Annotated in this window: 24 protein-coding genes; 9 read left to right on the forward strand and 15 right to left on the reverse strand. The window is 59.5% G+C overall.

Annotation, left to right across the window (positions count from 1 at the left end; translation table 11 throughout):
• Window position 1: 1 nt before the first annotated feature.
• From tsaE to FHP24_RS25635, 8 genes are all read right to left on the reverse strand, one after another.
• Window positions 2-1,525 carry a tRNA (adenosine(37)-N6)-threonylcarbamoyltransferase complex ATPase subunit type 1 TsaE gene (tsaE, locus tag FHP24_RS25600; protein WP_139679074.1) on the reverse strand — a complete coding sequence of 508 codons (1,524 nt, stop codon included), beginning with the start codon at window positions 1,523-1,525 and terminating at the stop codon, window positions 2-4.
• On the reverse strand, window positions 1,522-4,089 hold the full coding sequence (locus tag FHP24_RS25605; RefSeq protein ID WP_139679075.1) for a sensor histidine kinase: 2,568 nt from the start codon (window positions 4,087-4,089) through the stop codon (window positions 1,522-1,524). The genes tsaE and FHP24_RS25605 overlap by 4 nt, the downstream gene beginning before the upstream one ends.
• Before the next feature lie 206 nt (window positions 4,090-4,295).
• Complete coding sequence (gene ahcY / locus FHP24_RS25610; RefSeq protein WP_139679076.1) at window positions 4,296-5,696, reverse strand: adenosylhomocysteinase; 1,401 nt, start codon at window positions 5,694-5,696, stop codon at window positions 4,296-4,298.
• A gap of 152 nt (window positions 5,697-5,848) precedes the next feature.
• Window positions 5,849-6,124 (reverse strand): HPr family phosphocarrier protein, encoded by a 276-nt coding sequence (locus FHP24_RS25615; protein WP_139679077.1) that lies wholly within the window; start codon window positions 6,122-6,124, stop codon window positions 5,849-5,851.
• A 13-nt stretch (window positions 6,125-6,137) separates the two neighbouring features.
• Window positions 6,138-6,539, reverse strand: coding sequence for a PTS sugar transporter subunit IIA (locus FHP24_RS25620; protein WP_139679078.1), 402 nt, complete (start codon window positions 6,537-6,539; stop codon window positions 6,138-6,140).
• Between the two features lie 124 nt (window positions 6,540-6,663).
• The gene (locus tag FHP24_RS25625) at window positions 6,664-7,122 is read right to left on the reverse strand and encodes an HPr kinase/phosphorylase (RefSeq protein WP_139679079.1); all 459 of its coding nucleotides are present in this window, start codon (window positions 7,120-7,122) and stop codon (window positions 6,664-6,666) included.
• A complete protein-coding gene (locus FHP24_RS25630; RefSeq protein ID WP_394344674.1) occupies window positions 7,119-8,888 on the reverse strand; it encodes a stimulus-sensing domain-containing protein in 1,770 nt (589 codons plus the stop codon). The genes FHP24_RS25625 and FHP24_RS25630 overlap by 4 nt, the downstream gene beginning before the upstream one ends.
• Before the next feature lie 90 nt (window positions 8,889-8,978).
• Window positions 8,979-9,701 carry a response regulator transcription factor gene (locus FHP24_RS25635; RefSeq protein WP_139679081.1) on the reverse strand — a complete coding sequence of 241 codons (723 nt, stop codon included), beginning with the start codon at window positions 9,699-9,701 and terminating at the stop codon, window positions 8,979-8,981.
• A gap of 354 nt (window positions 9,702-10,055) precedes the next feature.
• Here FHP24_RS25635 and FHP24_RS25640 point away from each other — a divergent pair, with 354 nt between their 5' ends.
• From FHP24_RS25640 to FHP24_RS25655, 4 genes are all read left to right on the forward strand, one after another.
• Window positions 10,056-11,666: a phosphoenolpyruvate carboxykinase gene (locus FHP24_RS25640; protein ID WP_139679082.1), complete on the forward strand. Its 1,611-nt coding sequence runs from the start codon at window positions 10,056-10,058 to the stop codon at window positions 11,664-11,666.
• Between the two features lie 115 nt (window positions 11,667-11,781).
• Complete coding sequence (gene arfB, locus FHP24_RS25645) at window positions 11,782-12,216, forward strand: alternative ribosome rescue aminoacyl-tRNA hydrolase ArfB (protein WP_139679083.1); 435 nt, start codon at window positions 11,782-11,784, stop codon at window positions 12,214-12,216.
• Window positions 12,216-12,839 carry an alpha-ketoglutarate-dependent dioxygenase AlkB gene (locus tag FHP24_RS25650; protein WP_139679117.1) on the forward strand — a complete coding sequence of 208 codons (624 nt, stop codon included), beginning with the start codon at window positions 12,216-12,218 and terminating at the stop codon, window positions 12,837-12,839. Before arfB ends, FHP24_RS25650 begins: the two co-directional genes overlap by 1 nt.
• Before the next feature lie 26 nt (window positions 12,840-12,865).
• Window positions 12,866-14,077, forward strand: a complete 1,212-nt coding sequence (locus FHP24_RS25655; protein ID WP_139679084.1) for a glycosyltransferase family 87 protein — start codon at window positions 12,866-12,868, stop codon at window positions 14,075-14,077.
• Here the strand turns inward: FHP24_RS25655 and coaA are convergent.
• From coaA to hisB, 7 genes are read right to left on the reverse strand one after another with little or no spacing between them, the layout of a single operon-like run.
• Window positions 14,064-15,053 (reverse strand): type I pantothenate kinase, encoded by a 990-nt coding sequence (gene coaA, locus FHP24_RS25660; RefSeq protein WP_139679085.1) that lies wholly within the window; start codon window positions 15,051-15,053, stop codon window positions 14,064-14,066. The two genes, FHP24_RS25655 and coaA, sit on opposite strands and share 14 nt — an antisense overlap.
• Window positions 15,050-15,373, reverse strand: a complete 324-nt coding sequence (locus FHP24_RS25665) for a phosphoribosyl-ATP diphosphatase (RefSeq protein ID WP_139679086.1) — start codon at window positions 15,371-15,373, stop codon at window positions 15,050-15,052. The genes coaA and FHP24_RS25665 overlap by 4 nt, the downstream gene beginning before the upstream one ends.
• A gap of 24 nt (window positions 15,374-15,397) precedes the next feature.
• Complete coding sequence (hisF, locus tag FHP24_RS25670; RefSeq protein WP_139679087.1) at window positions 15,398-16,186, reverse strand: imidazole glycerol phosphate synthase subunit HisF; 789 nt, start codon at window positions 16,184-16,186, stop codon at window positions 15,398-15,400.
• Window positions 16,183-16,926, reverse strand: coding sequence for a 1-(5-phosphoribosyl)-5-[(5-phosphoribosylamino)methylideneamino]imidazole-4-carboxamide isomerase (hisA, locus tag FHP24_RS25675; RefSeq protein WP_139679088.1), 744 nt, complete (start codon window positions 16,924-16,926; stop codon window positions 16,183-16,185). Before hisA ends, hisF begins: the two co-directional genes overlap by 4 nt.
• Window positions 16,927-16,959: 33 nt before the next feature.
• On the reverse strand, window positions 16,960-17,610 hold the full coding sequence (hisH, locus tag FHP24_RS25680; RefSeq protein ID WP_139679089.1) for an imidazole glycerol phosphate synthase subunit HisH: 651 nt from the start codon (window positions 17,608-17,610) through the stop codon (window positions 16,960-16,962).
• Window positions 17,610-18,092, reverse strand: a complete 483-nt coding sequence (locus tag FHP24_RS25685) for a DUF2628 domain-containing protein (protein ID WP_180356122.1) — start codon at window positions 18,090-18,092, stop codon at window positions 17,610-17,612. Before FHP24_RS25685 ends, hisH begins: the two co-directional genes overlap by 1 nt.
• 19 nt (window positions 18,093-18,111) lie before the next feature.
• A complete protein-coding gene (gene hisB / locus FHP24_RS25690; protein ID WP_139679118.1) occupies window positions 18,112-18,720 on the reverse strand; it encodes an imidazoleglycerol-phosphate dehydratase HisB in 609 nt (202 codons plus the stop codon).
• Between the two features lie 226 nt (window positions 18,721-18,946).
• On the opposite strand from hisB, the gene hslV reads away from it, so the two are divergent.
• The 5 genes from hslV to FHP24_RS25715 all read left to right on the forward strand — a co-directional run bounded on the left by hslV (window position 18,947) and on the right by FHP24_RS25715 (window position 25,544).
• Window positions 18,947-19,474 (forward strand): ATP-dependent protease subunit HslV, encoded by a 528-nt coding sequence (gene hslV, locus FHP24_RS25695; protein WP_139679091.1) that lies wholly within the window; start codon window positions 18,947-18,949, stop codon window positions 19,472-19,474.
• 79 nt (window positions 19,475-19,553) lie between these two features.
• Window positions 19,554-20,864: an ATP-dependent protease ATPase subunit HslU gene (gene hslU, locus FHP24_RS25700; protein WP_139679092.1), complete on the forward strand. Its 1,311-nt coding sequence runs from the start codon at window positions 19,554-19,556 to the stop codon at window positions 20,862-20,864.
• 206 nt (window positions 20,865-21,070) lie between these two features.
• Window positions 21,071-22,006: a DUF1402 family protein gene (locus FHP24_RS25705; protein WP_394344672.1), complete on the forward strand. Its 936-nt coding sequence runs from the start codon at window positions 21,071-21,073 to the stop codon at window positions 22,004-22,006.
• A gap of 45 nt (window positions 22,007-22,051) precedes the next feature.
• Complete coding sequence (locus tag FHP24_RS25710) at window positions 22,052-23,449, forward strand: cytochrome P450 (protein WP_139679093.1); 1,398 nt, start codon at window positions 22,052-22,054, stop codon at window positions 23,447-23,449.
• Between the two features lie 85 nt (window positions 23,450-23,534).
• On the forward strand, window positions 23,535-25,544 hold the full coding sequence (locus FHP24_RS25715) for a hydantoinase/oxoprolinase N-terminal domain-containing protein (RefSeq protein ID WP_139679094.1): 2,010 nt from the start codon (window positions 23,535-23,537) through the stop codon (window positions 25,542-25,544).
• Window positions 25,545-25,633 lie beyond the last annotated feature (89 nt).

A 25,633-nucleotide genomic window follows, 5' to 3' on the forward strand; every position in this document is an offset into this window, starting at 1 on the left:
TTTATGATTCGGGAAATTCTATTCCAGCCCGCGCGCACCAATCCCGCAAGGGGGAAAGGGCCTCATGCGCCAGCGCCGTGGAGAGATGGCGCAAGGTGCGCGGCATGTGCTGCAGGTATTGGGGTTTGCCGTCCCGTTCCTTCAGTCGCACCCAGAGCCCGGCCAGCTTACAGTTCCGCTGTACGGCCATGATTGCCCAGGCTTTCAGAAAGCCCGGCTCGTCGAAGGCCCCGGGGGGAGAGCTGAGCGACCGGCGAAGCGCCAGATAGTCGATCATCATCTGGTCGGCCAGCGACTTGGGAATATCGACACGGGCGTCCTGCACGATCGAGGCAAGATCATAGGTCGTCGGCCCGATCATCGCATCCTGGAAATCGATCAGTCCGACGCGGCGTACGCCGGATTGTTGCGGCTGCCAGATGATGTTGGGCGAGTGGAAATCCCGCAGCAGCAGGTTCTTTTCCGCATCCGCGAGTTCGCCGATCAACCCGTCCCAGATCGAAAGATACTCCTGCCGCTCTTCCTCGCTTGGCTGTGCGCCGCGTTTCCACGGCAGGTACCAGTCGAGCAGCAGCCGGGCTTCCATCTTCATTGCCGTCGGATCGAAATCCGGCACATGGTGAATGGGGCCGCCCTCGATCGGCAGATCCTGCCGCAGCTCGTGGCCATGCAGAAAAGCGAGCGCAACAACGCTTTCGCGATAACGATCCTCGATCGGCTGGCCGTCCCCATCGAGCACGCCTTCCTGCCCAAGATTTTCGATCAGTAGAATCCCCTGATCGTAATCCACATGCGGCACTTCGGGTGCCGTAAGCCCGATGCCGCGCAGATATTGCGAGATCGCCACGAAGGGCCGGGCATCTTCTGCGATATGAGCGACCTTCGGATAGGGTTTTCCATCCAGCACCGGCGGACCTTCCGGCCGTTTCGGCCAGTCCATCAGCACCAAGGTCTCGCCGTCCTGCGTGGCAACGCTCTCATAGGCACGCATCGAGGCATCACCGGTCAGAAACCTGCGGCGCGCGCCCGTATAACCATGCAGGGTCAGAAATTCGCGAATGGCCAGCACCCGACAGATGCGGGAAAGGGCAGGGGCCGGTGCGGTGATCTTCACCCGCCGCCCTGCGCCCTCGTGTTCCAGCTTCAGGATGATCCGGTCGTAAGGCAGAAGTTTTCCCGCCATTTCCGGCCATTCCACAAGGCAGATGCCGCTCGAAAGCGCTTCGTCGAACCCGAGTTCGTCTAGCTCTGACGAATCACCAAGGCGATAAAGATCGAAATGCGCGATCGGGATGCGCGTTTCGTAGAGCTGGACCAGCGTAAAGGTCGGGCTAGGTACATCCAGATCTGCATCGTCGGCCATGGCGCGGATCAGCGCCCGCGCGAGTGTCGATTTGCCTGCACCAAGATCGCCGGAAAGAGCAACGCAATCGCCCGCTTTCAACGCAAGCGCCAGATCCTCGCCGAATTCCTGTGTGTGCCGTTCGTCGGTAAGGATCAGCGTCAGCGCCTGGCCTTCACTCATTCGGCCGCGACCGAATGGATCGAGGAACTGGCCGGAATGCGGCAGGTGACGGTTGTCCCTTCACCGGCGCGGCTGTCGATGCTGACGTCACCGCTATGCAGATGGACAAAACTTTCGACGATCGAAAGGCCGAGGCCTGCGCCGCTGCGCTTGCCGTCCTTGGCCTGCGCTTTGAACCGGTCGAACACGGTCTTGAGCATGTCGGGCGGAATGCCGGGGCCGCGGTCGCGCACCGAGAAGAACACGTTTGCCGGATCGCGCCAGCAGTTGAGCGTGATCGTCGAGTTTTCCGGCGAAAAATTCGTCGCGTTGGTCAGAAGCTTGATGAGGATCTGCTTCAGGCGCTGCTGGTCCGCCACGATCGTGCCCATGCCGGCCGGCGCGATGATCTCCAGCGTCATGTTGTTTTCCTGCAGCCGGTCGGCGATCTGCATCGCCACTTCGTCCAGCAGGTCCTCGATCGCCAGCTCCGAATAGTTGAGCTCCATGATGCCCGCATCGACGGTGGCGAGATCGAGGATATCGTTGACGATCGTCAGCAGAACCGAAGAGGAGGTCGAGATATGGTCGATATATTCGGCCTGGCGATCGTTCAGCGAACCGATGCCGGGTGTCTTCAAAAGATCGGTGAAGCCGATGATATTGGTCAGCGGCGAGCGCAGCTCGTAGGAGACGTGCTGGACGAAATCGTTCTTCAGCTCGTCGGCCTTGCGCAGCGCCTCGTTCTTCTCTTTCAGCGCCTTTTCAGCCCGTACACTCGCCGTCATGTCGACGAAGGTCAGCATGGTTTGTGCGTTCGGCAGAGGCGTGACCGCGTAGTCGAGGATCAGGCCGGAATAGAGCTCGAACGTTCCGTCGAGCGCCGGTCTTTCGTCGTCGAAAGCAGTCAGGGCCTGCGTGAACCTGCGCCAGCCGTCCGGCTCGGCATAGGACGACGCACATGCCGCTTCGATCGTCTTGATATGTGTTCCGGGTTCGGCCTGTTCGGCGGTAATACCCCAGAGCGCACGGAACGCGGGGTTCGAAAGACGGATGCGCCCATCAGGGCCGAAAACAGCGACGCCTTCGGTCAGGTGGTCGATGGTCTCGCCCTGAACCTGCACCAGCGTGTTGTAGCGTGCCTCGAGATCGACCTGTTCTGTCAGGTTCTCGAATACCCATGTAGCGCCGCCTTGCGGATGAGCCGTGGCGATGACGCGCAAGGTCTGGCCGTTCGGCAGATGCCAGGTGTCGGTCTGCGTGTCGAGCGCCTGATAGACGGCGAGCGCCGTGTCTTTCCAGTTCCTCCAGTTCAGCTGTTCCGGAAGCTTTCCGTTCGAGCGAAGACGATCCAGCAATTCGCTATTGTCCGGCTTCGATTCCAGGAACGGCAGATCCAGATCCCACAGCTGCATGAAGGCCTGGTTATAGAATTGCAGTTGGCGTTTGTTGTCGAAAATGGCGACCGGGGTGGCGAGATGGTCCAGCGTTTCGGCATGGCTTTTCAACGTGCGCTTCAATTCTTCGCGCACTGTTTCCGCTTCGGAAACATCGATGGCCATGCCCACGGACCCATCCGTCGTCACCACGTCGACCACGTCGAGCACGGTGCGATTGCCGTGTACGACAGTCGAAAGCCGATCATGGAACGGAGATGTGACGGTGGCCTTGGCCCTTATCATCTCGCGGCTCACGGTGCCGAGCAGTTCGCGTCCCTCTTGCACCGCCCGTGCCGTATCGACAGCATCGACGGCTTCGCCATAGGCGTGGTTGACCCAGGCGAGTTTCCCTTGGGAATCGCGCCGCCAGACCGGCTGTTCGATGCTGTCCAGCAGCGATTGGAACATCGAGATCGAGCTGGTCAGCCGATCACGTTCGATCTTGATTTCGGCAAGTTCGGCGCGAAGATTGTTGAGCGCGAGGAAGCGGACGAACGCTTTGCCGCCCGAAACCCGTCCCTGAACTTCAAGCACTTCGTCCCTGCTCGTCTCGATGACCATGTCGAAGCTGCGGGCATGGCTGCGCAACTCGTCGATTGCCTTTTCGAGTTCGGCGGCCGAACCGGCCCGCAGCCAGCGACCGAAGGCGAGGAATTCGCGATCTGCCTGCGGCGCACCCGTCTCGACGGGCAGCTGGCCGAGAAACTCGGCCTTCGACGCTCCGCTTTCCCAGACGACGATACGTCGGTTCTTGTCGGCGATCAGCGCTTCATATTTCGAGATCCGCTGCTGCGCATCCGACAGCGCGCCACGCATCTCTTCCGTCTCCGCTTCCATGTTGCCGCGCTGGCGCACCAGCCAGACGGTGGAAAGCAGTGCGGCACCCAGTGCGCCGATGACGACCGAAGAGACGATCACCTCAGCTGAAGAAAACAGTTGGGACGCGGCTCCATCCTGCGCAAAGGCAGCCGTCGGAAACGCGATCAGTGCCGTTCCGGAAAGCAGGGATCGGGCGATCCGCGCAAGCCGGGCATAGGTCGCATTTCCGTATCCGCTGCTCACGGAATACAGGTTTCTTGAAGCGCGCATGCGCAAGCCAGAAACTGGATCGGCCTGCTTTGACAGGCTCGTTTTTTTTACCGCCATGACCGGTGTGTCTCCGTCCAATTGCCGCTCATCGACAAGACATACCACTTCGCACCTTGCCCGAAGCCGAATGGCCGAGAGGTCGAATCAAGTCCCAAAACAATACGTGTTCGATAGATAGGCGGGAAGGCATTACGGCAAAAAATAAGCCGCAGCCTTTTGTCAAGGCTGCGGCCACAAGATGTTGTGGATTAACCGGCTAGCTATTAGTAGCGGTAGTGGTCTGCCTTGAACGGGCCCTGAGCCGGCACGCCGATATAGGCCGCCTGTTCGTCGGAAAGCGTCGAAAGCTTCACGCCGAGCTTGTCGAGGTGAAGACGTGCAACCTTCTCATCGAGGTGCTTCGGCAGGATATAGACGTCGTTCTTGTATTCACCTTCCTTGGTGAACAGCTCGATCTGGGCCAGCGTCTGGTTGGTGAACGAGGCGGACATGACGAAGGACGGGTGACCGGTGGCGTTGCCGAGGTTGAGCAGACGGCCTTCCGAAAGCAGGATCATCCGGTTGCCCTTCGGAAACTCGATGATGTCGACCTGCGGCTTGACGTTGGTCCACTTGAGGTTCTTCAGCGCTGCGACCTGGATCTCGTTGTCGAAGTGGCCGATATTGCCGACGATCGCCATGTCCTTCATCTCGCGCATATGCTCGATGCGGATGACGTCCTTGTTGCCGGTCGTGGTGATGAAGATGTCGGCAGACGACACGACGTCTTCCAGCGTGACGACTTCAAAACCGTCCATGGCGGCCTGCAGCGCGCAGATCGGATCGACTTCCGTCACCTTGACGCGGGCGCCGGCGCCCTGAAGCGAAGCAGCCGAACCCTTGCCCACGTCGCCGTAACCGCAGACGACGGCAACCTTGCCGGCCATCATCACGTCGGTGCCGCGGCGAATGCCGTCGACCAGCGATTCCTTGCAGCCATATTTGTTGTCGAACTTCGACTTGGTGACCGAATCGTTGACGTTGATCGCCGGGAAGGGCAGCAAGCCCTTCTTCGACAGTTCGTACAGGCGGTGAACGCCCGTCGTGGTTTCTTCGGTGACACCCTTGATCGCATCACGCTGCTTGGTGAACCAGCCCGGCGATGCCTCAAGGCGCTTCTTGATCTGCGCGAAAAGGATCTCTTCTTCTTCCGAGGTCGGGTTGGAGAGAACGTCTTCACCAGCTTCGGCGCGGGCGCCGAGCAGGATATACATGGTGGCATCGCCGCCATCGTCGAGTATCATGTTGGAAAGGCCGCCATCGGCCCACTGGAAGATCTTGTCGGTATATTCCCAATATTCCGTCAGCGATTCACCCTTGACGGCAAACACCGGAATGCCGGCAGCTGCGATTGCAGCGGCAGCGTGGTCCTGGGTCGAGAAGATGTTGCAGGATGCCCAGCGAATATCGGCGCCGAGTTCCTTGAGTGTTTCGATCAAAACGGCTGTCTGGATCGTCATGTGCAGCGAACCGGTGATGCGCGCGCCCTTGAGCGGCTTGGTCGTGCCGAATTCTTCGCGGCAGGACATCAGGCCCGGCATTTCCGTCTCGGCAATGTCCAATTCCTTGCGGCCATAGGCGGCAAGATTGATATCCGCGACGATGTAGTCCTTTTCACTGCTCATGAAGCTCTCCAGATCTCGTTGCATAAATGCACAGCCGGCAGGAAGACGCGTGTCCATCCGCTGGCGCAAACTCCCACGCGGTTTAGCAGGCTTCCGGATCACTTGCAACGGCGATATAAAGAGGTCTTTATATGTTTATGTGACGTCGTTAATCAGGCGTCTTCGCCGAATTTGTTGGCAATCAGCGCTTCCAATGCGTCGAGCGCTTCACCAGCCTGAACGCCGTCGGCCGACACATCGATACAACAGCCCGTGCTTGCGGCAAGCATCATCAGGCCCATGATCGAGGTACCTCCGACGCTCATCCCGTCCTTGGAAACGGTCACCTGGGCATCGAAACCCTCGACCATCTGGACAAACTTGGCCGACGCCCGGGCATGCAGCCCGCGCTTGTTGACGATCACGAATTGGCGGGAGGAGCCAGGCATCAAGGATATGGCCTCACTTGCCGCTCAGCACGCGGCTAGCGACGTTGATATACTTGCGTCCGGCGTCGGATGCTTCGACGAGCGCCTTTTCCATATTGTCCTCGCCGCGTATGCCGGCAAGCTTGATCAGCATGGGCAGGTTCACGCCGGCGATCACTTCGGTCGTCCCGCTCTCCATCACCGAGATCGAAAGGTTGGACGGCGTTCCGCCGAACATGTCCGTCAGGATGATGACGCCCTTGCCCGCATTGGCACGTGCGACCGCGTCAACGATATCCTGTCGCCGCTGATCCATGTCATCCTCGGGACCGATACAGACGGTTTCGATGAATTTCTGGGGTCCGACGACATGCTCCACGGCATGTCGGAATTCCTCAGCCAGCTTGCCATGGGTGACAAGCACCAGTCCGATCATGAAAATACGCCCCCTGATTTCAAAACTCGCGGCCCATATCGTAACGCACTGGTGCCGTAAAGCGGCGGGATGCCATCTTCGCCAACTGGAAGTGAAGTTCAAGTCAAAAAATCGGGCGCAACGCTCACCAAAAGGGCGGCTCCTGCCGCCAGTCGGGCAAAAGCGCACCAATAACCGTCAGCGGGTCCGCTGCAACATTGGCTATTCTGACCAGCGGTAACCGGCCGATCTCTCCGATCTGCCAGTATTCGTCTTTTGGCGGAAGCCGTTCTGTTCCAGGGGCTGAGACCACCTGGACAGCAAGATCGAGAGGCGCCGATGCGACGTGATCCATCCTGACGATACCGCTGCCGCGCAGTTCCATCAGGCCGGTTGTGCTTGGCGGACAGTTCGCAACAATTCGGCCGTCTTGCAAAGTGATGAAAACCTGATCGTCTGCGATCAGGGCGCAAAAAACTTTGGCGCGGCGGGCGATGGCAAGACAGGTAAACGCCATCATTGATTTACCGCTGCCGGACGGACCGGTGAAGATCAGACCGCGTCCGCCCACCACAATGGCTGTGCCGTGGACGTTCCGGGTCATGCTGCATTGCCTGCCGGAAGAGACAGGGTAAACCGCGCTCCGATGATGATGTCATCGGACTTTCCGTGCAGATTTTCCGCTTTCAGGCTGCCGCCATGGGCTTCTGCGATCTGGCGGCTGATGGAAAGGCCAAGGCCCGAATTCTGGCCGAAACTTTCGCCATCCGGTCGGTCGGTATAAAAACGCTCGAAAATGCGGTCGATGTTTTCAGCCTGGATACCCGGGCCATTGTCATCGATCGTGATGACCACCTTGTCCTTGTTTCGCACAAGGCGAATGGCGAGCCGGCCGCCTTTTTCGGGCACAAAGGAGCGCCCGTTTTCGATCAGGTTGGTAACGATCTGCCCAAGGCGCAGGTCATGGCCGTTGACTACATAGATATGGCGATCGCCACCCTTGTTATCGACGGCTAGATCGATCTCCACGGGTTTGCGCCCACTGCGGATCTGCCGGGAAATATCGACCAGGTTGGTCAACAGGTTTTCCATATCGACCGGGGCAGAATCTGTACGGGCCAGTTCTGCGTCGAGGCGTGAAGCATCCGAAATATCGCTGATCAGACGGTCGAGCCGGCGCACGTCATGGAAGATGATCTCCGTCAGCCGCCGTTTCGAATCTTCGGATTTCGCCAGCGGCAGGGTTTCGACGGCGCTGCGCAGCGAGGTCAGGGGATTTTTCAGCTCGTGGCTGACGTCGGCCGCAAAACTCTCGATCGCATCGATGCGGTCATAAAGCGCGTTGGTCATGTCGCGAACCGCAATCGACAGGTTGCCGATCTCGTCCTGGCGATAGGAGAAATCCGGAATTTCCTCACGCTGCTTGGCGCCTCGGCGAACGCGGATCGCTGCCGCCGAAAGCCGGCGTAGCGGATTGGCGATCGTCGACGACAGCAGCAGTGACAGCACGATATTGACGAGTGTTGCGACGCCGAAGACGCGCATGATGGCGAGACGTTCCGCATGGACGATCTTGTCGATATCGCCGGCCTGAGTGGAAAGCAGAAGAACGCCGAGAACGGCGCGGAACCGCTGCACCGGCACGGCAACCGAGACGATGAGTTCGCCGCGATCGGTGATGCGCACAAGCGCGCCACGAACACCGGTCAGCGCGTTCATCACTTCCGGGTAGATCGATCCGTCACCGCCGGGGGCTTCCTTGTAGATCGGCAGGTTGCCGGGCTGGAGCAGCCGGTTGAACATGCCGGACATCCATTCGCTCCAGGTCTGCGTCTCGTTTTCGACCGGCGGAAGGTCGTAACGGAGCACCTGTCCGCGGGAATATAGATGACGCGAATCGAGAAGCAGGTTCGCGTCCGCATCGAATAGACGGGCGCGGGTGCGGGTTGGCGAGATCAGTCGCCGAAGCACCGGTGCAACGCGCTCCGGATCGATCGGAAAATCGAGATCCTCGTCGTTGGGAACCGGCGTTATGCTCTGCCCGGCCTGCAGTTCTAGAAGCTTTTCAGGGTCGATGGTGATCGAATTCGTATCGACGGAAGCGGAAGCGGAAATCGCCGCTGAAATGATCTCGCCCTGGGTCAGCAGGCTTTCCACACGGGCGTCGATCAGCCCCTCGCGGAACTGGTTGAGATAGAGGATGCCGGCAACGAGGACGACGGTTGCGGCGATATTGAAGAACAGGATGCGCCGGGTAAGGCTCGAAAACACCGCATGGCCGAACAGCCGGCGGATAATGGTGAAGACATGCGGCCAGTGCCGGCGAGCGTTGCGCTTTGCCGGTGCCGTCTTGATCACCTGATTTTCCAGCAGTCTGTCTGCCACGTTTTGTCCTTCCACCGGGCCAGTCTATCGCTGACCCGGTCGTGGCTTCAAGTTAACCTGTTGTAACGCGATGCTTCAGGCCGCTTCACGGAAGCGATAGCCGACACCGTAAAGGGTTTCGATCATGTCGAAATCCGTGTCAACCATCTTGAACTTCTTGCGCAGCCGCTTGATGTGACTGTCGATCGTGCGATCGTCGACATAGACCTGCTCGTCATAAGCCGCGTCCATCAGCGCGTCGCGGCTTTTAACAACGCCGGGCCTCTGGGCCAGCGAATGCAGGATCAGAAACTCCGTGACCGTCAGGGTAACCGGCTCGCCTTTCCAGGTGCAGGTATGGCGTTCCTGGTCCATCGCCAGCTGTCCGCGTTCCAGCGTCCGCGCCGCTATCTGGTCGGCCGTGGGTTTCAAGCCGCCCGGAGCCTGAAGATCACGGGTTCCGGCGCGTCGCAGAATGGCTTTCACCCGCTCGACTAGAAGACGCTGCGAGAACGGCTTGGTGATAAAATCGTCGGCCCCCATCTTGAGGCCGAACAGTTCGTCGATTTCCTCGTCCTTGGAGGTGAGGAATATCACCGGTAGATCCGATTTCTGCCGCAGGCGGCGCAGAAGCTCCATTCCGTCCATACGCGGCATCTTGATGTCGAAGATGGCAAGCTGCGGCGGGCGGGCGACCAGACCGTCCAGCGCCGATGCGCCGTCCGTGTAAGTCTCGACCTTGTAGCCCTCCGCCTCGAGCGCGATCGACACCGAAGTCAGAATATTCCGGTCATCGTCTACGAGCGCGATTGTCTGCATACCGTCCGTCTCCATTGCCATTTCGTGCGCATCTCCAGGTAATGACTTCTCGCCAGTTCCCAGCCCTCACCATGCGCTTCATGAGGAGAAAGGTGGAACAAATTGTGGCAAAGTTAAAGGGGCGGCATTTTGCTTTCTCCGGGAACCACCCGTCCCAGCGTCCTAAAACTGCCTATTATCAAGCGCATTAAAACGCCTGACTAACCGATTTAAAAAGAAATAAATTTCTTTAAATCGATTAAATAATTGATTTCATTGATATATTTTAAAGCCTCTGCTTGCCGTTTTGAAAAACAGCAACTAGCTTCGCGCCTCACGGACAATCCTGTCAATTGTAACCTGAGGTGAGCGCGTATGGAGCAGTTTGGACTTTACAACCCGGCAAATGGCGTAGCAGCGATCGGCCTCGAAAGAGTTTCTCGCGTCAACTACAACCTTTCCGAGGTCGAGCTTTACGAAGAGGCAATCCGCCGCGGTGAGGCCGATCTGACCGCCGACGGTGCATTGCGCGCCGTCACCGGCCAGCACACGGGCCGTTCGCCCAAGGACAAGTTCGTCGTTCGTGATGCCGTCACGGAAGACAAGATCTGGTGGGATAACAACAAGCCGCTGTCGCCGGAACATTTTGCCGTTCTGAAGGCTGATATGCTGGCACATGCCGCGGGCAGGGAGCTTTTCGTCCAGGACCTGATCGGCGGCGCCGATGCCGACAACGCGCTTCCCACGCGTGTCGTCACGGAATTCGCCTGGCATGCGCTCTTCATTCGTAATCTGCTGATTCGCCCGAAGCGGGATACGCTCTCGACTTTCGAGCAGAAGCTGACGATCATCAACCTGCCGAGCTTCAAGGCTGATCCGGAGCGTCATGGTTGCCGCTCGGAAACTGTCATCGCTTGCGATCTTGCGAACGGTCTCGTGCTGATCGGCGGCACATCTTATGCCGGCGAGAACAAGAAATCCGTCTTCACCGTCCTCAATTATCTTCTTCCCGCCAAGAGCGTCATGCCGATGCATTGCTCGGCCAATGTCGGCCCGGATGGCGATACGGCCGTATTTTTCGGCCTGTCCGGCACCGGCAAGACCACGCTTTCCGCCGATCCGGCCCGCACGCTGATCGGCGATGACGAGCACGGCTGGGGTGAAAACGGCGTCTTCAACTTCGAGGGCGGTTGTTATGCCAAGGCGATCAAGCTTTCGGCCGAAGCCGAGCCGGAAATCTATGCCGCGACCCGACGTTTCGGCACCGTTCTGGAAAACGTCGTGCTCGACGAAAATCGCGTGCCGAATTTCGACGACAATTCGCTGACCGAAAACACCCGCAGCGCCTATCCGCTGCATTACATCCCGAACGCCTCGGATACCGGTCTTGCACCGCATCCGAAGACGATCATCATGCTGACCGCCGACGCGTTCGGTGTCATGCCGCCGATCGCGAGATTGACGCCCGAACAGGCCATGTATCACTTCCTCTCTGGCTACACCGCAAAGGTGGCCGGTACGGAAAAGGGTGTGACCGAACCGGAAGCGACCTTCTCGACCTGCTTCGGTGCTCCCTTCATGCCGCGTCATCCGGCCGAATACGGCAATCTGCTGAAGGAACTGATCGCCAGACACGGCGTCGATTGCTGGCTGGTCAATACCGGCTGGACCGGCGGCGCCTATGGCACAGGCCGTCGCATGCCGATCAAGGCCACTCGCGCGCTTCTGACCTCTGCCCTGAGCGGCAACCTCAAGAATGCGGAGTTCCGCACCGATGCCAATTTCGGCTTTGCCGTTCCGGTTTCGGTCGATGGTGTCGAGAATGCAATCCTCGATCCGCGCTCGACCTGGGCCGACTGCCTTGCCTATGACAATCAGGCGGCCAAACTGGTCTCGATGTTCATCAAGAACTTCGAAAAGTTCGAGGCCCATGTCGATGCCAAGGTCAAGGATGCAGCTCCCGGATTGCTGATCGCAGCGGAATAACCGCAAAACGTGTGATTCACGTGGAACCGTCGGTGGGGCTAACACCCTGACCGATGGTTTTCTTTTGCCCGGAATTGTGGAAAAGATGCGCGCCAACAGCTAAAACCAGACGATCATGGCCAGCAATCCCCTCATCATCAACAGTCGCATCACCATCGCTGCATGGGAACTGACCGAACAGTTCGTGCTGGCGGGTGGTCCCGGTGGCCAGAACGTCAACAAGGTCTCGACGGCCGTCCAGCTGTTTTTCGATATCGCCAATTCCCCCTCTCTTCCCGAACGGGTCAAGACGAATGCCTTGAAGCTGGCCGGGAGGCGGGTGTCGAAGGAAGGCGTATTGATGATCGAGGCCAATCGGTCCCGTAGCCAGGAGCGGAACCGCGAAGAAGCGCGGGAACGTCTGAAGGAATTGATCCTTGAAGCGGCCAAGCCGCCGCCGCCGGTCCGCAAGGCGACGAAACCGACAAAGGGTTCGGTCGAGCGCCGACTGAAGGCGAAATCCGGCCGTTCGGATGTCAAGAAGATGCGCGGCAAGCCGTCAGGCGATTGATCGGGGAGAGGGATTATGGCGACCTGCTGAGTGGAATCCGTCATTTTCCGGGCTATCTGGATCGTCCTGCGCAGGAAAATCTGGTTGAGATGATCCGCGGGATCGTCGCCGAGGCGCCGCTTTACGTGCCGGTCATGCCCGGCACCGGTAAGGCGATGTCCGTGAGGATGACCAATTGCGGTTCGCTCGGCTGGGTGACCGACAAGGAACGCGGTTATCGGTATCAGCTGACTCATCCCGCGACCGGCAAGCCGTGGCCCGCCATTCCCTCGGAGCTGATGGAATTATGGGAAAAGCTGGCCGGTTATCCGAAACCGCCCGAAGCGTGTCTGGTGAATTTCTATTCCGACGACGCGAAGATGGGCCTGCATCAGGACAAGGACGAGATGGAACTCGGCGCACCGGTCCTGTCGATCTCGCTTGGCAATAGCTGCCTTTTCCGTGTCGGCGGGCTGGATCGCAAGGACCCGACCGGCTCATTCAAGCTGCAGAGTGGCGATATCGTTCTGCTCGGCGGGGAGGGCAGGCTCGCCTTTCATGGCGTCGACCGGATCTATCCCGAAACGTCGACGCTTCTGAAAAACGGCGGCCGGATCAATCTGACGTTAAGGCGGGTGACCTAACCTCTCCCTAAAAAGGGTGGGACGCGATGCAGGCATCGGACAGCAGATTTCTGATCTGGGTAGGAGCAGCAGCAGTTTGGTTCGTCGGTGCGCTGATCGGCCTTAACTACCTGCGTCTCGGATGGACACTCGACCAGAATGGCCTCTCTGTCATGACAGGGCGGCTTCCCTATTGGGATTTTACCAACCTCTGGGGCGGCGGCCGCATGGCTCTCGAAGGCCAAGTTGACTATCTGTTCTCGCCGGATCTCTATCGAGCGGCGTTGCGTTCGATACTGACGCCACGGATGCTCGATCAGGAGTGGAGCTATCCGCCTTCCATGTTGCTGGTCGGTTTGCCGCTTGCACTGCTTCCCATTCTGCCTGCCTACCTTATCTGGAATGCGGCGACTTTGGGATTTCTCTATCTCGTCGCCGGCTGGCTGGAGCTGAAACGCTGGCAACGCTTGGCGGTCCTGCTTTCTCCGCCGGTGCTGATCTCGATCCTTCTGGGGCAGAACGGCGCCTTGACCGCGTCGCTGCTGATCGGCGGCCTATTTCTCTCGCCGTCCAGACCTTTGTTGGCGGGTGTCTTCTTCGGATTGCTGACACTCAAGCCGCATCTCGGCATCCTCGTACCCTTTTGTCTGTTGGCGGCTGGTAACTATCGCGCAATCGGGTCTGCCGCGCTGACCACCCTGGCCATCGTTGTCGCAACCGGCTCGCTGTTCGGCTGGGATGTCTGGACATCATTTTTCACAGTGACCAACCCGCTCATGCGGGCGATCATGGAAGCGCCCTATCCGCAGGGTTATCACATGAATGCCATGACATTCTTCGCGATGGCACGATCGTTCGGTGCCGGGTTGACGGTGGCTTATGGCATCCAGATCCTGGTGGCGCTCGTCGCGATCGGTCTGGCCGTCTGGCTGTGGCGACAAAAGGATCCGGCAGATCATCGCATAAGGGTAGCCGTTACCGGGCTTCTGGCACTCTGCGCGACACCCTACGGTTACACCTATGATGCCGTACCGCTTGCTTTGGCGATCGCCATCCTCGGGTCACGCCGGATGCTTCCGATTTCACTGCTGGCGATAGGATGGCTTTATCCGCTGCTGAATCACGTGATTGCGAAAGACTATTTTTCCCTAGGTGCGCTGGTGCCGGCAGCGATCGCCTCTGTAGCAATATGGAATCTCCGATCGTCCCGCATATCGGGCGATGAAACTCCCACCGGAAAAGGCGTCAAAGCTTCCTGAGCGAGACCTTCTCGATGAAATGATTGCGGCTCTTGCGCAGGATGATGTCGGCGCGGGGGCGGGTCGGGATGATGTTCTGGCGAAGGTTCTTCAGGTTGATGTTTTCCCAAAGTCCTTCGGCGACAGCCAAAGCTGCATCCGCGTCGATTGCCGCGTATTTCTTGAAGAACGAGGTCGGATCGCGGAATGCAGTCTCGCGCAGCTTCATGAAGCGCTGCACATACCATTGATGGATCTGCTCCTCGTCGGCATCGATATAGATCGAAAAGTCGAAGAAGTCGGAAACGATCGGCACGATCTTGCCGTCTGCGGGCAGGGGCCGCGATTGCAGCACGTTGATGCCTTCGAAGATCAGGATGTCCGGCCGGTCGACAAGCGTATGCGCGTCCGGCAGAACGTCATAGGTCAGATGCGAATATTGCGGCGCCTTGACATTCAGTTCGCCGGCCTTGATCGCGGAGAGAAATCGCAGGATCTGTCCGATATCGTAGCTTTCCGGAAAACCTTTTCGCTGCATCAGGCCTTCGCGCTGCAGAACGGCGTTCGGATAGAGAAAACCGTCGGTGGTAATCAGATCCACTTTCGGGCTTGAGGGCCAGCGCGCAAGCAACTCCTTCAATACACGTGCCGTCGTCGATTTGCCGACCGCCACCGAACCGGCAACACCGATGATGAACGGTGTCTTGGAAACATCGGGCAGGCTGAGGAACCGGTTTCGCTGCCGGAAGAGCTGCTGAGACGCTTCGACATGGGTGGACAAAAGGCGCGACAGGGAGAGGTAGATCTGTCGCACTTCGTCGATATTGATCGGATCGTCGAGCGAACGCAGGCGCGCGATCTCATCCGATGTCAGCGTCAGTGGCGTATCGGCACGAAACTTGGCCCACTCGTTTGCCGTAAAGTGATGATAGGGCGAATAATATTCTGTCATCGGGCCGGCTTCCGGCTCATCGGCGGGCTGCGGTGCGATACTCATGACTTCGGCCGGCTCGCCTTTTCTTGCAGGCCGGACTGCCCGGTCCTGCGGTGAAGTTCGTCCAGCACATCCTGCAACGGGATGTGTGCGATATTCAATACGACTAACAGGTGATATATAAGATCGGCGCTTTCGCAGACCAGGTCCTTGCGGTCCTGGGAAATTGCGGCGATCACCGTCTCCACCGCCTCTTCGCCGAGCTTTTTGGCAGCCTTGGTCTGCCCCGCTGCCGCCAGTTTCGCCGTCCAGGATTCATCCGGTGAGGCTTTCGCCCGCGCCGCGACGATGGTTTCCAGATCGTTCAGAGTAAATTCGCTCAAGCCTGTTTCCTCCGGTCTCGAAACTCAATCGAGCCGCATGGCGATACCGTGATCTGCCATATAGCGTTTGGCCTCTCCGACGGTATAGGTGCCGAAGTGGAAAATAGATGCGGCAAGAACTGCCGTCGCATGACCTTGGCGGACGCCCGCCACGAGGTCGTCGAGATCTCCGACGCCGCCGGATGCGATCACCGGCACACGCACCGAGTCCGCAATGGCGCGGGTCAGCTCCAGATCGTAACCGATCTTTGTGCCGTCGCGATCCATCGAGGTGACGAGCAATTCGCCGGCCCCGCGTTCGACCATTTTTTGTGCGAATTCGACGGCATCCATCCCGGTCGCGTTACGGCCGCCATGGGTGTAAATCTCCCATTCGCTCCGATTGTCACCACCGACGCTCTGGGTCAGGCGGCGTTTTGCGTCGATCGACACGACGATGCACTGGTTTCCGAACTTATCGGCGGCTTCGGCAACGAAATCCGGATTGTTGACGGCTGCCGAATTGATCGCAACCTTGTCGGCGCCGGCCAGCAGCAGCTTGCGGATATCGGCAACGGCACGCACGCCGCCACCGACGGTGAGCGGCATGAAGCAGTGATCGGCGGTGCGGGCCACGACGTCGAAGATCGTTTCGCGATTGTCGGAAGAGGCAGTGATGTCGAGAAAGCAGAGTTCGTCGGCCCCGGCCGCATCATACGCCTTTGCCGCTTCGACAGGATCACCGGCATCGACGAGATCGAGGAAGTTGACACCCTTGACCACACGGCCGTCCTTGACGTCCAGGCAGGGGATGACACGGGCTTTGAGGGTCATGCTGCAAGCCCTTTCGCGGCGCGGATCAGCGCCAGTGCTTCGGTGGGATCGATCCGGCCATCATAGAGTGCCCTGCCGGAAATCGCGCCTTCAAGGCGGGCGGCATCGGGCTCAAGCATCCGGCTGATGTCATCCAGCGAGGCAAGACCGCCCGACGCGATGACCGGAATGGAGACGGCATCCGCCAATTCGAGCGTCGAGGCCCAGTTGATTCCGGCCAGAATGCCATCGCGGTCGATATCGGTGTAGATGATCGCCGAAACGCCGGCACCTTCGAATTTCTTGGCAAGCTCGATCACGCCGAGCTCGGAGGCCTCCGCCCAGCCTTCGACCGCCACCTTGCCGCCCTTGGCATCGATGCCGACGGCGACCTTACCGGGAAATTTCTTGCAGGCTTCGATGACGAGCGCCGGATCGCGAACAGCAACGGTGCCGAGGATGACCCGCGCCAGCCCGCAGCTGAGCCAGCTCTCGATATGGTCGAGCGTACGAATGCCGCCGCCGAGCTGGACCGGGTTTTTCGTCGCCTTCAGGATCGCATCGACAGCATCGCCGTTGACGCTTTCGCCGGCAAATGCGCCGTTGAGATCGACCACATGCAGCCATTCAAAGCCCTGGTCCTCGAAAGCCTTGGCCTGGGCGGCCGGGTCGGGGTTGTAGACGGTCGCCTGGTCCATGTCGCCGAGCTTGAGACGCACGCACTGGCCGTCTTTCAGATCGATAGCCGGGAAAAGGATCATTCTGTCTTGGTCCTTGTAGATGGGCGCGAGCCGTTAAGGCTTCCAGCGCAGGAAGTTGGAAATCAGGGCGAGGCCGAGCGTCTGGCTCTTTTCCGGATGGAACTGCGAGCCTGCCATGTTGTCGCGGCCGACAAAGGCGGTCATCGCGCCGCCATAGTCGGTTGTGGCGACCACCTCGGCCGGATTGGTTGCCGCCAGATGGTAGGAATGCACGAAATAGGCATGCAACCCGTCCGGCCCAGTCGGAATGCCGTCGAACAGCGGATGCGGGTTGTTAAGTTCCAGCGTGTTCCAGCCGATCTGCGGGATCTTCAGGCCGGGATCGGACGGCGTCATTTCGATGACATCGCCCTTGATCCAGCCAAAACCTTCGGTCGTGGTCTTTTCCAGCCCGCGCGACGACATCAGCTGCATGCCGACGCAGATGCCGAGAAAGGGACGGGCCTTGTTCTCAACCGTCTCGATCAACGCCTCATGCATGCCGGAAACGGCATCGATACCAGCGCGGCAATCGGCATAGGCGCCGACGCCCGGCAGAACCACGCGGTCGGCCGAAGCCACGGCATCCGGTTTGTCGGTAAGGTCGATCGTGGCGTCGATGCCCGCTTCACGCGCGGCCCGTTCGAACGCCTTGGTGGCCGAGCGTAGATTGCCCGAGCCGTAGTCGATGATTGCGACGCGCATCAGCGTCCTCCGTGATCGAAAAGTCCGAGAGCCGGACCCTGCCAACCCGAGACGGGCGGCTGTTTTGATTTGTTTGCCCATTCCGCAGAGTGGGGCAGTGCTTGTTCCGCCGGCTGTGGCAGGCTGGAGAAATAGATCTCTTCTGCCGTCTGCCGATCCATCGCGCTGATCACGCTTTCCAGCGTCCATCCGCGGCGGATGAGGGAATTGCCATAATGGTTGCGACCTTCGAGCGCGACAAGAACATGCGTCGCAAGCCCGAGCAGCGCTCCGGCAAGCCAGAGGCCCGGCATTTCAAACAGCACCGCACTTGCGGCCTGAAGGACCAGAACGACGATGCCCACGATCCAGAGCCTGTGCCAGATCAGCCAGATCCAGGAAAACAAAAGCGCTGCCCAGGAAAACCCGTCGGGCAGGAAAAGCGTCGAGCGGTGATCCTTCTCGGGACCATTCGGCGGTATCAGCACGAGATAGCTTCTCAAGGATCTGCTCCTTAAGCGATCAGGCGAGCGTTCCCTTGGTCGAGGGAACGCGATTGGCCTGTCGCGGATCAATTTCGGTCGCGGTGCGCAATACGCGCGCCACGGATTTGAAGCAGGTCTCGGCGATATGATGGTTGTTGGCGCCGTAATGGTTCAGGATATGCAGCGTAATCCCCGCATTCTGGGCCAGCGCCTGAAAGAACTCCCGCACCAGTTCGGTATCGAAGGTTCCAATCTTCGGCGCGCTGAATGCGACGTTCCAGACGAGGAACGGCCGGCCCGAAACGTCGATCGCCGCCTTGGTCATCGTTTCGTCCATGGCGAGATCGAGCGAGGCGTAACGGGTGATCCCACGTCGATCGCCGAGTGCCTTCGAGATCGCCTGGCCGATCGCGATACCCGTGTCCTCGACCGTGTGATGATCGTCGATATGCAGGTCGCCCTTGACCTCGATCTCCATGTCGATGAGCGAATGTCGCGCCAGCTGATCGAGCATATGGTCGAAAAAGCCGACGCCCGTCGAAATCTTGGCCGCGCCGGTGCCGTCCAGATTGACGGAAACCGCGACGGAGGTCTCGTTGGTCTTGCGGGAAACGCTTCCCGTGCGTGTGGCCAGTGTCTCGCCCATAAGGCTCTGCTCCATGCTTTTGATCGCCGCTCCTTATCAGCCGGCCGGTTAAATATCCAGCAAAAGCAGGAGTATTTGCGACACCGTGTCGAACGGTTGCAGCGAGATTGCATTCGGCGATGCGCCACTTACATAGATGCCAACACGGTCCCGGCAAAGCCTCTGCGGGTTTGGCGGGATTTCTCAAGATCCAGAGCCCGCTTTCGAGGGGCAGACAGGTGTATTGATGACAACGATTATTACAGTCAGGAAGGGCGGCAAGGTGGTCATGGCCGGTGATGGCCAGGTCAGCCTCGGCCAGACCGTCATGAAGGGCAATGCGCGAAAAGTTCGCCGCATCGGCAAGGGTGGCGACGTGATCGCCGGTTTCGCCGGCGCCACGGCCGATGCCTTCACGCTGCTCGACCGGCTTGAAAAGAAGCTCGAACAATATCCCGGCCAGCTGATGCGCGCCGCCGTAGAACTTGCCAAGGACTGGCGCACCGACAAGTATCTGCGCAATCTCGAAGCGATGATGCTGGTCGCCGACAAGTCCACGACGCTTGCCATTACCGGTAACGGTGATGTGCTCGAACCCGAACATGGCACGATCGCCATCGGTTCCGGCGGCAACTATGCTTTTGCCGCGGCTCGCGCCTTGATGGACAGCGAAAAGTCCGCCGAAGACGTTGCGCGTCAGGCGCTCGATATCGCGGCCGATATCTGCGTCTATACCAACCACAATCTCGTCGTTGAAACGCTCGACGCCGAATAACGCACTCATTTCCGAAAAAGGGTCCCGCGGATCAGGCCGCTTTCAAGGCTGGTCGTAACGGGAAAGCCGAGAGGACATCATGACAAATTTTTCTCCCCGCGAAATCGTCTCCGAACTCGATCGCCACATCATCGGCCAGCATGATGCTAAGCGCGCAGTCGCAATTGCTCTTCGCAACCGCTGGCGCCGCCATCAGCTCGATGAGAGCCTGCGCGACGAAGTGATGCCGAAGAACATCCTGATGATCGGCCCGACCGGCGTAGGCAAGACGGAAATTTCCCGTCGTCTCGCCCGGCTTGCCGGCGCGCCTTTCATCAAGGTCGAAGCCACCAAGTTCACCGAGGTCGGTTATGTCGGCCGCGATGTCGAGCAGATCATCCGGGACCTGGTCGAGATCGGTATCGGCCTCGTGCGCGAAAAGAAGCGCTCGGAAGTTGAGGCCAAGGCGCATCAGAGCGCCGAAGAGCGCGTCCTCGATGCGCTGGTTGGTTCGACCGCGTCTCCGGCTACGCGTGACAGCTTCCGCAAGAAGCTTCGCGCCGGCGAACTGGACGACAAGGAAATCGAGGTCGAGGTGGCCGACAGCGGCTCCGGCATGCCCGGCGGTTTCGAGATCCCCGGCATGCCTGGCGCCAATATCGGCGTGCTCAATCTCTCCGACATGTTCGGCAAGGCGATGGGCGGCCGCACCAAGAAGGTCAAGACGACCGTCTCCAAGTCCTATGGCGAGCTGATCCGTGACGAATCCGACAAGCTGATCGACAATGACGTCATCCAGCGCGAGGCTGTCCGTTCCGTCGAAAACGATGGCATCGTTTTCCTCGACGAAATCGACAAGATCGCCGCCCGCGACGGCGGCATGGGTGCCGGTGTTTCACGTGAAGGCGTGCAGCGTGACCTGCTGCCGCTGGTCGAAGGCACGACGGTCTCGACCAAATACGGGCCGGTGAAGACGGATCACATCCTCTTCATCGCATCGGGGGCCTTTCACGTCTCGAAGCCTTCGGACCTGCTGCCTGAACTTCAGGGTCGACTGCCGATCCGCGTCGAACTGAAACCGCTGACCAAGGAAGATTTCCGCCGCATCCTGACGGAAACCGAAGCCAGCCTCATCCGCCAGTACAAGGCGCTTATGGGTACGGAAGATCTCGTTCTGGAATTCACTGACGATGCGATCGACTCGCTTGCCGACGTCGCCGTGCATCTGAACTCCACGGTCGAGAATATCGGTGCCCGTCGTCTGCAGACCGTGATGGAGCGTGTGCTGGATGAAATTTCCTTTACCGCACCCGATCAGGGCGGCACCTCTGTGAAGATCGATGCCGAATATGTTCGCAAGCATGTAGGCGATCTGGCGGCCGATACCGACCTGTCGCGCTACATCCTGTAACGCTCATGCGTGGCAGCCGGGCAACGTCCGGCTGCCACCTTTAAATGCCCTGACGCTATTTTGAACGTCTTTCTCTCGACATTGCAGCACATCTTCACGTATGGGTGACGCGCTTTCGTGAAGGCGCGGGCTGCTCCGTGATTTGACTTGTCACAGCCTCCGGAGCTGCATACCGGCGCAGGTTAAGGCTAGGACACGGAAAAATCTTGAAACGCACCCTTCTTGTTTTGCTGCTTACCGTCGCCTGGGCGACCTCGTCGTCTGGTCCGGTCATGGCTGCAACCATGGTACCGGAAGGCAACCGCAATGTGGTCCAACCGAAGATACCGGGTGCTTCCGTGCGCCGCACGCGCGCCGGCAGAACCACTTTCGACGACAAATACGAGAAGATCCGCGATCTGCTTGCCTCCGACAAGGCGCTGATCGGCAAGATCAAGTCCGCCTCGGCCGCCTATGGCATCGATCCGATCCATATGATCGGCGCGATCGTCGGCGAACACACCTATAATGTCGATGCCTATGACCGGCTCCAGACCTATTACGTCAAGGCTGCCGCCTATGCGGGCAACGCCTTCCGGTTTGCCTATGAAGGTGAAAGCATCAAGGATTTCCTTGAGCGCTCGCAATTCTCCGTCTGCGCAACCAGGTCCGATTCCTACAGCCTCTGGACCTGCCGGGAAAATGTCTGGGAAGACAGCTTCCGCGGTCGCAAGGTGGATGGCAAAGCCTATCCCGACAATCGTTTCAGTGCGGTTTTCTTCCAGCCCTTCTATGCCGGCCAGACATTCGGGCTTGGACAGTTGAACCCGCTGACGGCGCTGATGTTCTCCGATGCCGTGGCGCGCAATTCCAGCTATCCGAAGCTGGATGAAAACAAGGCGGCCGAGGTTTATGACGCAATCATGGATCCCGACAAGTCGCTGGCCTATATGGCGGCCAATATCCGTCGGTCGATAGACGACTACAAATCGATTGCGGGTGTCGATATTTCCCGCAATCCCGGTATTACCGCAACCCTTTATAATACCGGCGGTTCGGCCCAGCGCGCCGCAGCGCTGAAAGCCCGTGGCGGCCTGCCGGAGGAAAATTATTACGGCTGGCTGGTCAACGACAAGATCGACGAGTTGAAATCGCTGCTCTGACGCCTGATATCCTTCAGGATCATTAAGTGAAGAAAAGGGTAGTCCATGGATATGCGCCTCGACCCCTTTGTACCGCCAGCGCCGCTGCCGCGTACCGTTCCGCCATCGCGGCTGGAAGTCATCCGCACGGTGTTGCGCAATCCGCTGGAACTGTGGGGCGTGCCTTCCTATACGCTGCCGTGGATCAAGACGAAATTTTTCAAGGAACGCACGCTGATCGTCAACGATCCGGGCCTGATCCGTTATGTCCTTGTCGATAGTGCCGCAAACTACGAGATGTCGGAAATCCGGCAGCTCATCCTTCGGCCGATCCTGCGCGACGGATTGCTGACGGCGGAAGGCCCTGTCTGGAAGCGCTCGCGAAAAGCGATGGCGCCGGTTTTCACGCCCCGTCACTCCCGCGGTTTCGCCGGCCAGATGCTGGCGAAATCCGAGGAATATGCGGAAAAATATACGACGGTCGGCACCGGCGGCGCGATCCACGACATTTCCGTAGATATGACGGAAATGGCGTATTCGATCCTGTCGGAGACCCTGTTTTCGGGCCAGATCGTCACGCAGAGCAACAGTTTTTCCGACGATGTCGACAATCTGCTGCATCGTATGGGCCGCGTCGATCCGATGGATCTTTTGCGCGCACCGCCCTGGGTGCCGCGTCTGACGCGCATCGGCGGCCGAAAAGTGCTCGAAAAGTTCCGCAACATCGTTGCCGACACGATGAGGCTGCGCCAGAAGCGCATGCGCGAGACGCCCGACGACGTGCCCCAGGATTTCCTCACCCTCCTGCTTCAGCTCGAAGGCCCGAACGGACTGTCGCTGGATGAAATCGAGGACAATATCCTCACATTCATCGGCGCCGGTCATGAAACTACGGCACGTGCTCTGGCCTGGACGCTGTATTGTGTCGCTCATTCTCCGCATGTGCGCGAAGCTATGGAGAAAGAAATCGACCAGGTTCTCGCCACCGGCGCCGAACCGGTGGAATGGCTAGAACTGATGCCCTGGGTTCGAGCCTCCTTTGAGGAAGCGATGCGGCTTTATCCGCCAGCACCGTCGCTCAACCGCGCGGCGATCACCGACGACAGGTGGGTGAGCCCGAGCGGCGAGAGCATCGAGATCGAGGCTGGCACAACCATTCTCGTCATGCCCTGGACGCTGCACCGCCACGAGCTTTATTGGGAAAAACCGCGCGCCTTCATGCCGGAACGGTTCCTGCCGGAAAATCGCGGGAAGATTGGCCGCTTCCAGTATCTGCCCTTTGGTGCCGGTCCGCGAACCTGCATCGGCGCGACCTTCGCCATGCAGGAAGCCGTGATCGCGCTGGCCGTGCTGATGAAGCGCTACCGTTTCGATGCCCTGCCGGGTACTGAAATCTGGCCGGTCCAGAAACTGACGACCCAGCCGCGCGATGGCATGCCGATGCGGGTGAGCCTCAGGTCCTGACCGCGACAGGGCATGTCTTGTCGGTAGATTGATCCCGCCGCGCCATGCTTTATTGATGGCTGCATAAGGGTTTGGGAATTCTTGCGTGGCTTCACCTCTTCTTCTCGGCATCGATACCGGCGGCACCTACACGGATGCCGTTCTTTTCCGCGAAGATCATGGGGTGATCGCCAAGGCGAAATCGCTCACCACCCGGCATGATCTGTCCAAAGGCATTTCCGGCGCGGTGAAAGCGGCACTCGAAAAGAGTGGCACGCCCGCAGCCGAGATCGCGATGGTGTCGCTGTCGACGACGCTTGCCACCAATGCCCTGGTCGAAGGGCAAGGAGGTCGCGCAGCCCTCGTCATGATCGGTTTCGGTCCTGACGATATCGCACGCGGTGGCCTGTCGGATGCGCTCGGCACCGATCCTGTGATCTTTCTTCCCGGTGGACACGATGTCCATGGCAATGAAACGCCGCTCGACATGACAGCGCTGGAAGAGGTTCTGCCGACACTCGGCCCGACAGTCTCATCTTTCGCCATCGCCGGTTATTTCGCTGTCCGGAATCCGGCTCACGAAATCCGGGTGAGGGATCGTATTCGCGAGCTTGAGCACAAACCGGTCACCTGCAGCCACGAGCTTTCATCCAGGCTCGGTGGTCCCCGGCGTGCTTTGACGACACTTCTTAACGCCCGCCTCGTCTCGATCATCGACAGACTGATCGGTTCGACCGAAGGTTTTCTGAAAAAATCCGGAATCCAGGCGCCTCTCATGGTTGTGCGGGGCGATGGCGCATTGATGTCTTCTGCCGAAGCGCGGCTGCGGCCGATAGAGACCATATTGTCCGGGCCTGCCGCAAGCCTTGTTGGCGCCCGTTATCTGACCGGACTGGATGAGGCGGTTGTGTCCGATATCGGCGGAACGACGACCGATATTGCCGTTCTGCAGGGCGGCCGGCCGAAGCTTGCGCCCGATGGAGCGAATGTCGGCGGCCACGACACCATGGTTGAGGCGGTCGCGCTGCGCACCTTCGGCCTCGGTGGCGATTCGGAAGTGCATATCGATGATCGCGGACTGGAGGCAAAGATCACACTTGGCCCCCGGCGCCTTCTGCCTCTCAGCCTTTTGGCGGATACCTATGGCGAAAGCGTGCTGTCGACTCTGGATATGCAGCTCCGAGCCACGCATGCCGGACGTCATGATGGTCGTTTCGCCGTGCGGGTATCTGTAGGTGAAGCCTTGGCAGAGGGATTGCAGCCGCAGGAGCAAGCTCTTCTCGCACGGATCGGTCCAGAACCCGTTCCCTTGAACGCCTTGCTGACGATGAATTCCCAGAAAGCGGTTCTCGACAGGCTGGTCGGCCGCGGGCTTGTACATCTGAGCGGCATCACCCCATCCGACGCATTGCATGTTCTCGGGCGGCAGAACCAGTGGAATGCCGACGCGGCGCGGATTGGCTTGCAGATCGCGGCGCGAAAAAAGAACGGTGCCGGGCGTGAGATCGCTACGTCTGCGGAAGACCTGGCGAGCAAGATCGTCGACCGTCTGACCCGGCAATCCTCCGAGGTCGTGCTGTCGGCTTGCCTCGTCGAAGACGGAGCCCAAGCAATCGATCCTGCCGTCTCGCTCGCCGTTGACCGGGCGCTGAAGCGCGTGCCGGGCATTGCACGCTTTTCCGTCGCGCTCGACCGCCCGCTTGTCGGCCTCGGCGCCTCCGCACCGGTCTATTACCCGGCCATTGCTGAGATGCTTGGCGCCGAATCGGTGATCCCGGCGGATGCGGATGTCGCCAATGCCATCGGCGCTGTCGTTGGCCAGATCAGGATCGTCATCGCAGTCACCATCACCTCACCGGAAGAGGGACTTTACGTCATAACCGGCGCCGGCGAGACCGCCACGATGGCCGGAGAAGCCAGGGCGCTGGATGCCGCCCGCAGTCGCGCGGTGTCTGCCGCCCGCGACAAGGCAGGGCAGGAAGGGGCAGGTGATATCCTGATCTCCATCGAAGAGGAAATTTTGGCGCCCGAGGTGGAAGGCTCCAGAAAGCTGGTCGAGGCGCGCGTAACCGCTACGGCAACGGGCCGCCCGAGAATGACCCATGCGGAGCTCTGAACCGAACCGTCTTTGGCTTTCGGCGCATTGACACCCGGTATCTCGCGGGCAAAGTGGCGACACGAAAACCAAAAGCATCCGAGGGAGAA

Origin of the sequence: Aliirhizobium smilacinae, assembly GCF_006335145.1 — a bacterium.
GTDB classification, from domain to species: Bacteria; Pseudomonadota; Alphaproteobacteria; order Rhizobiales; family Rhizobiaceae; genus Neorhizobium; species Neorhizobium smilacinae.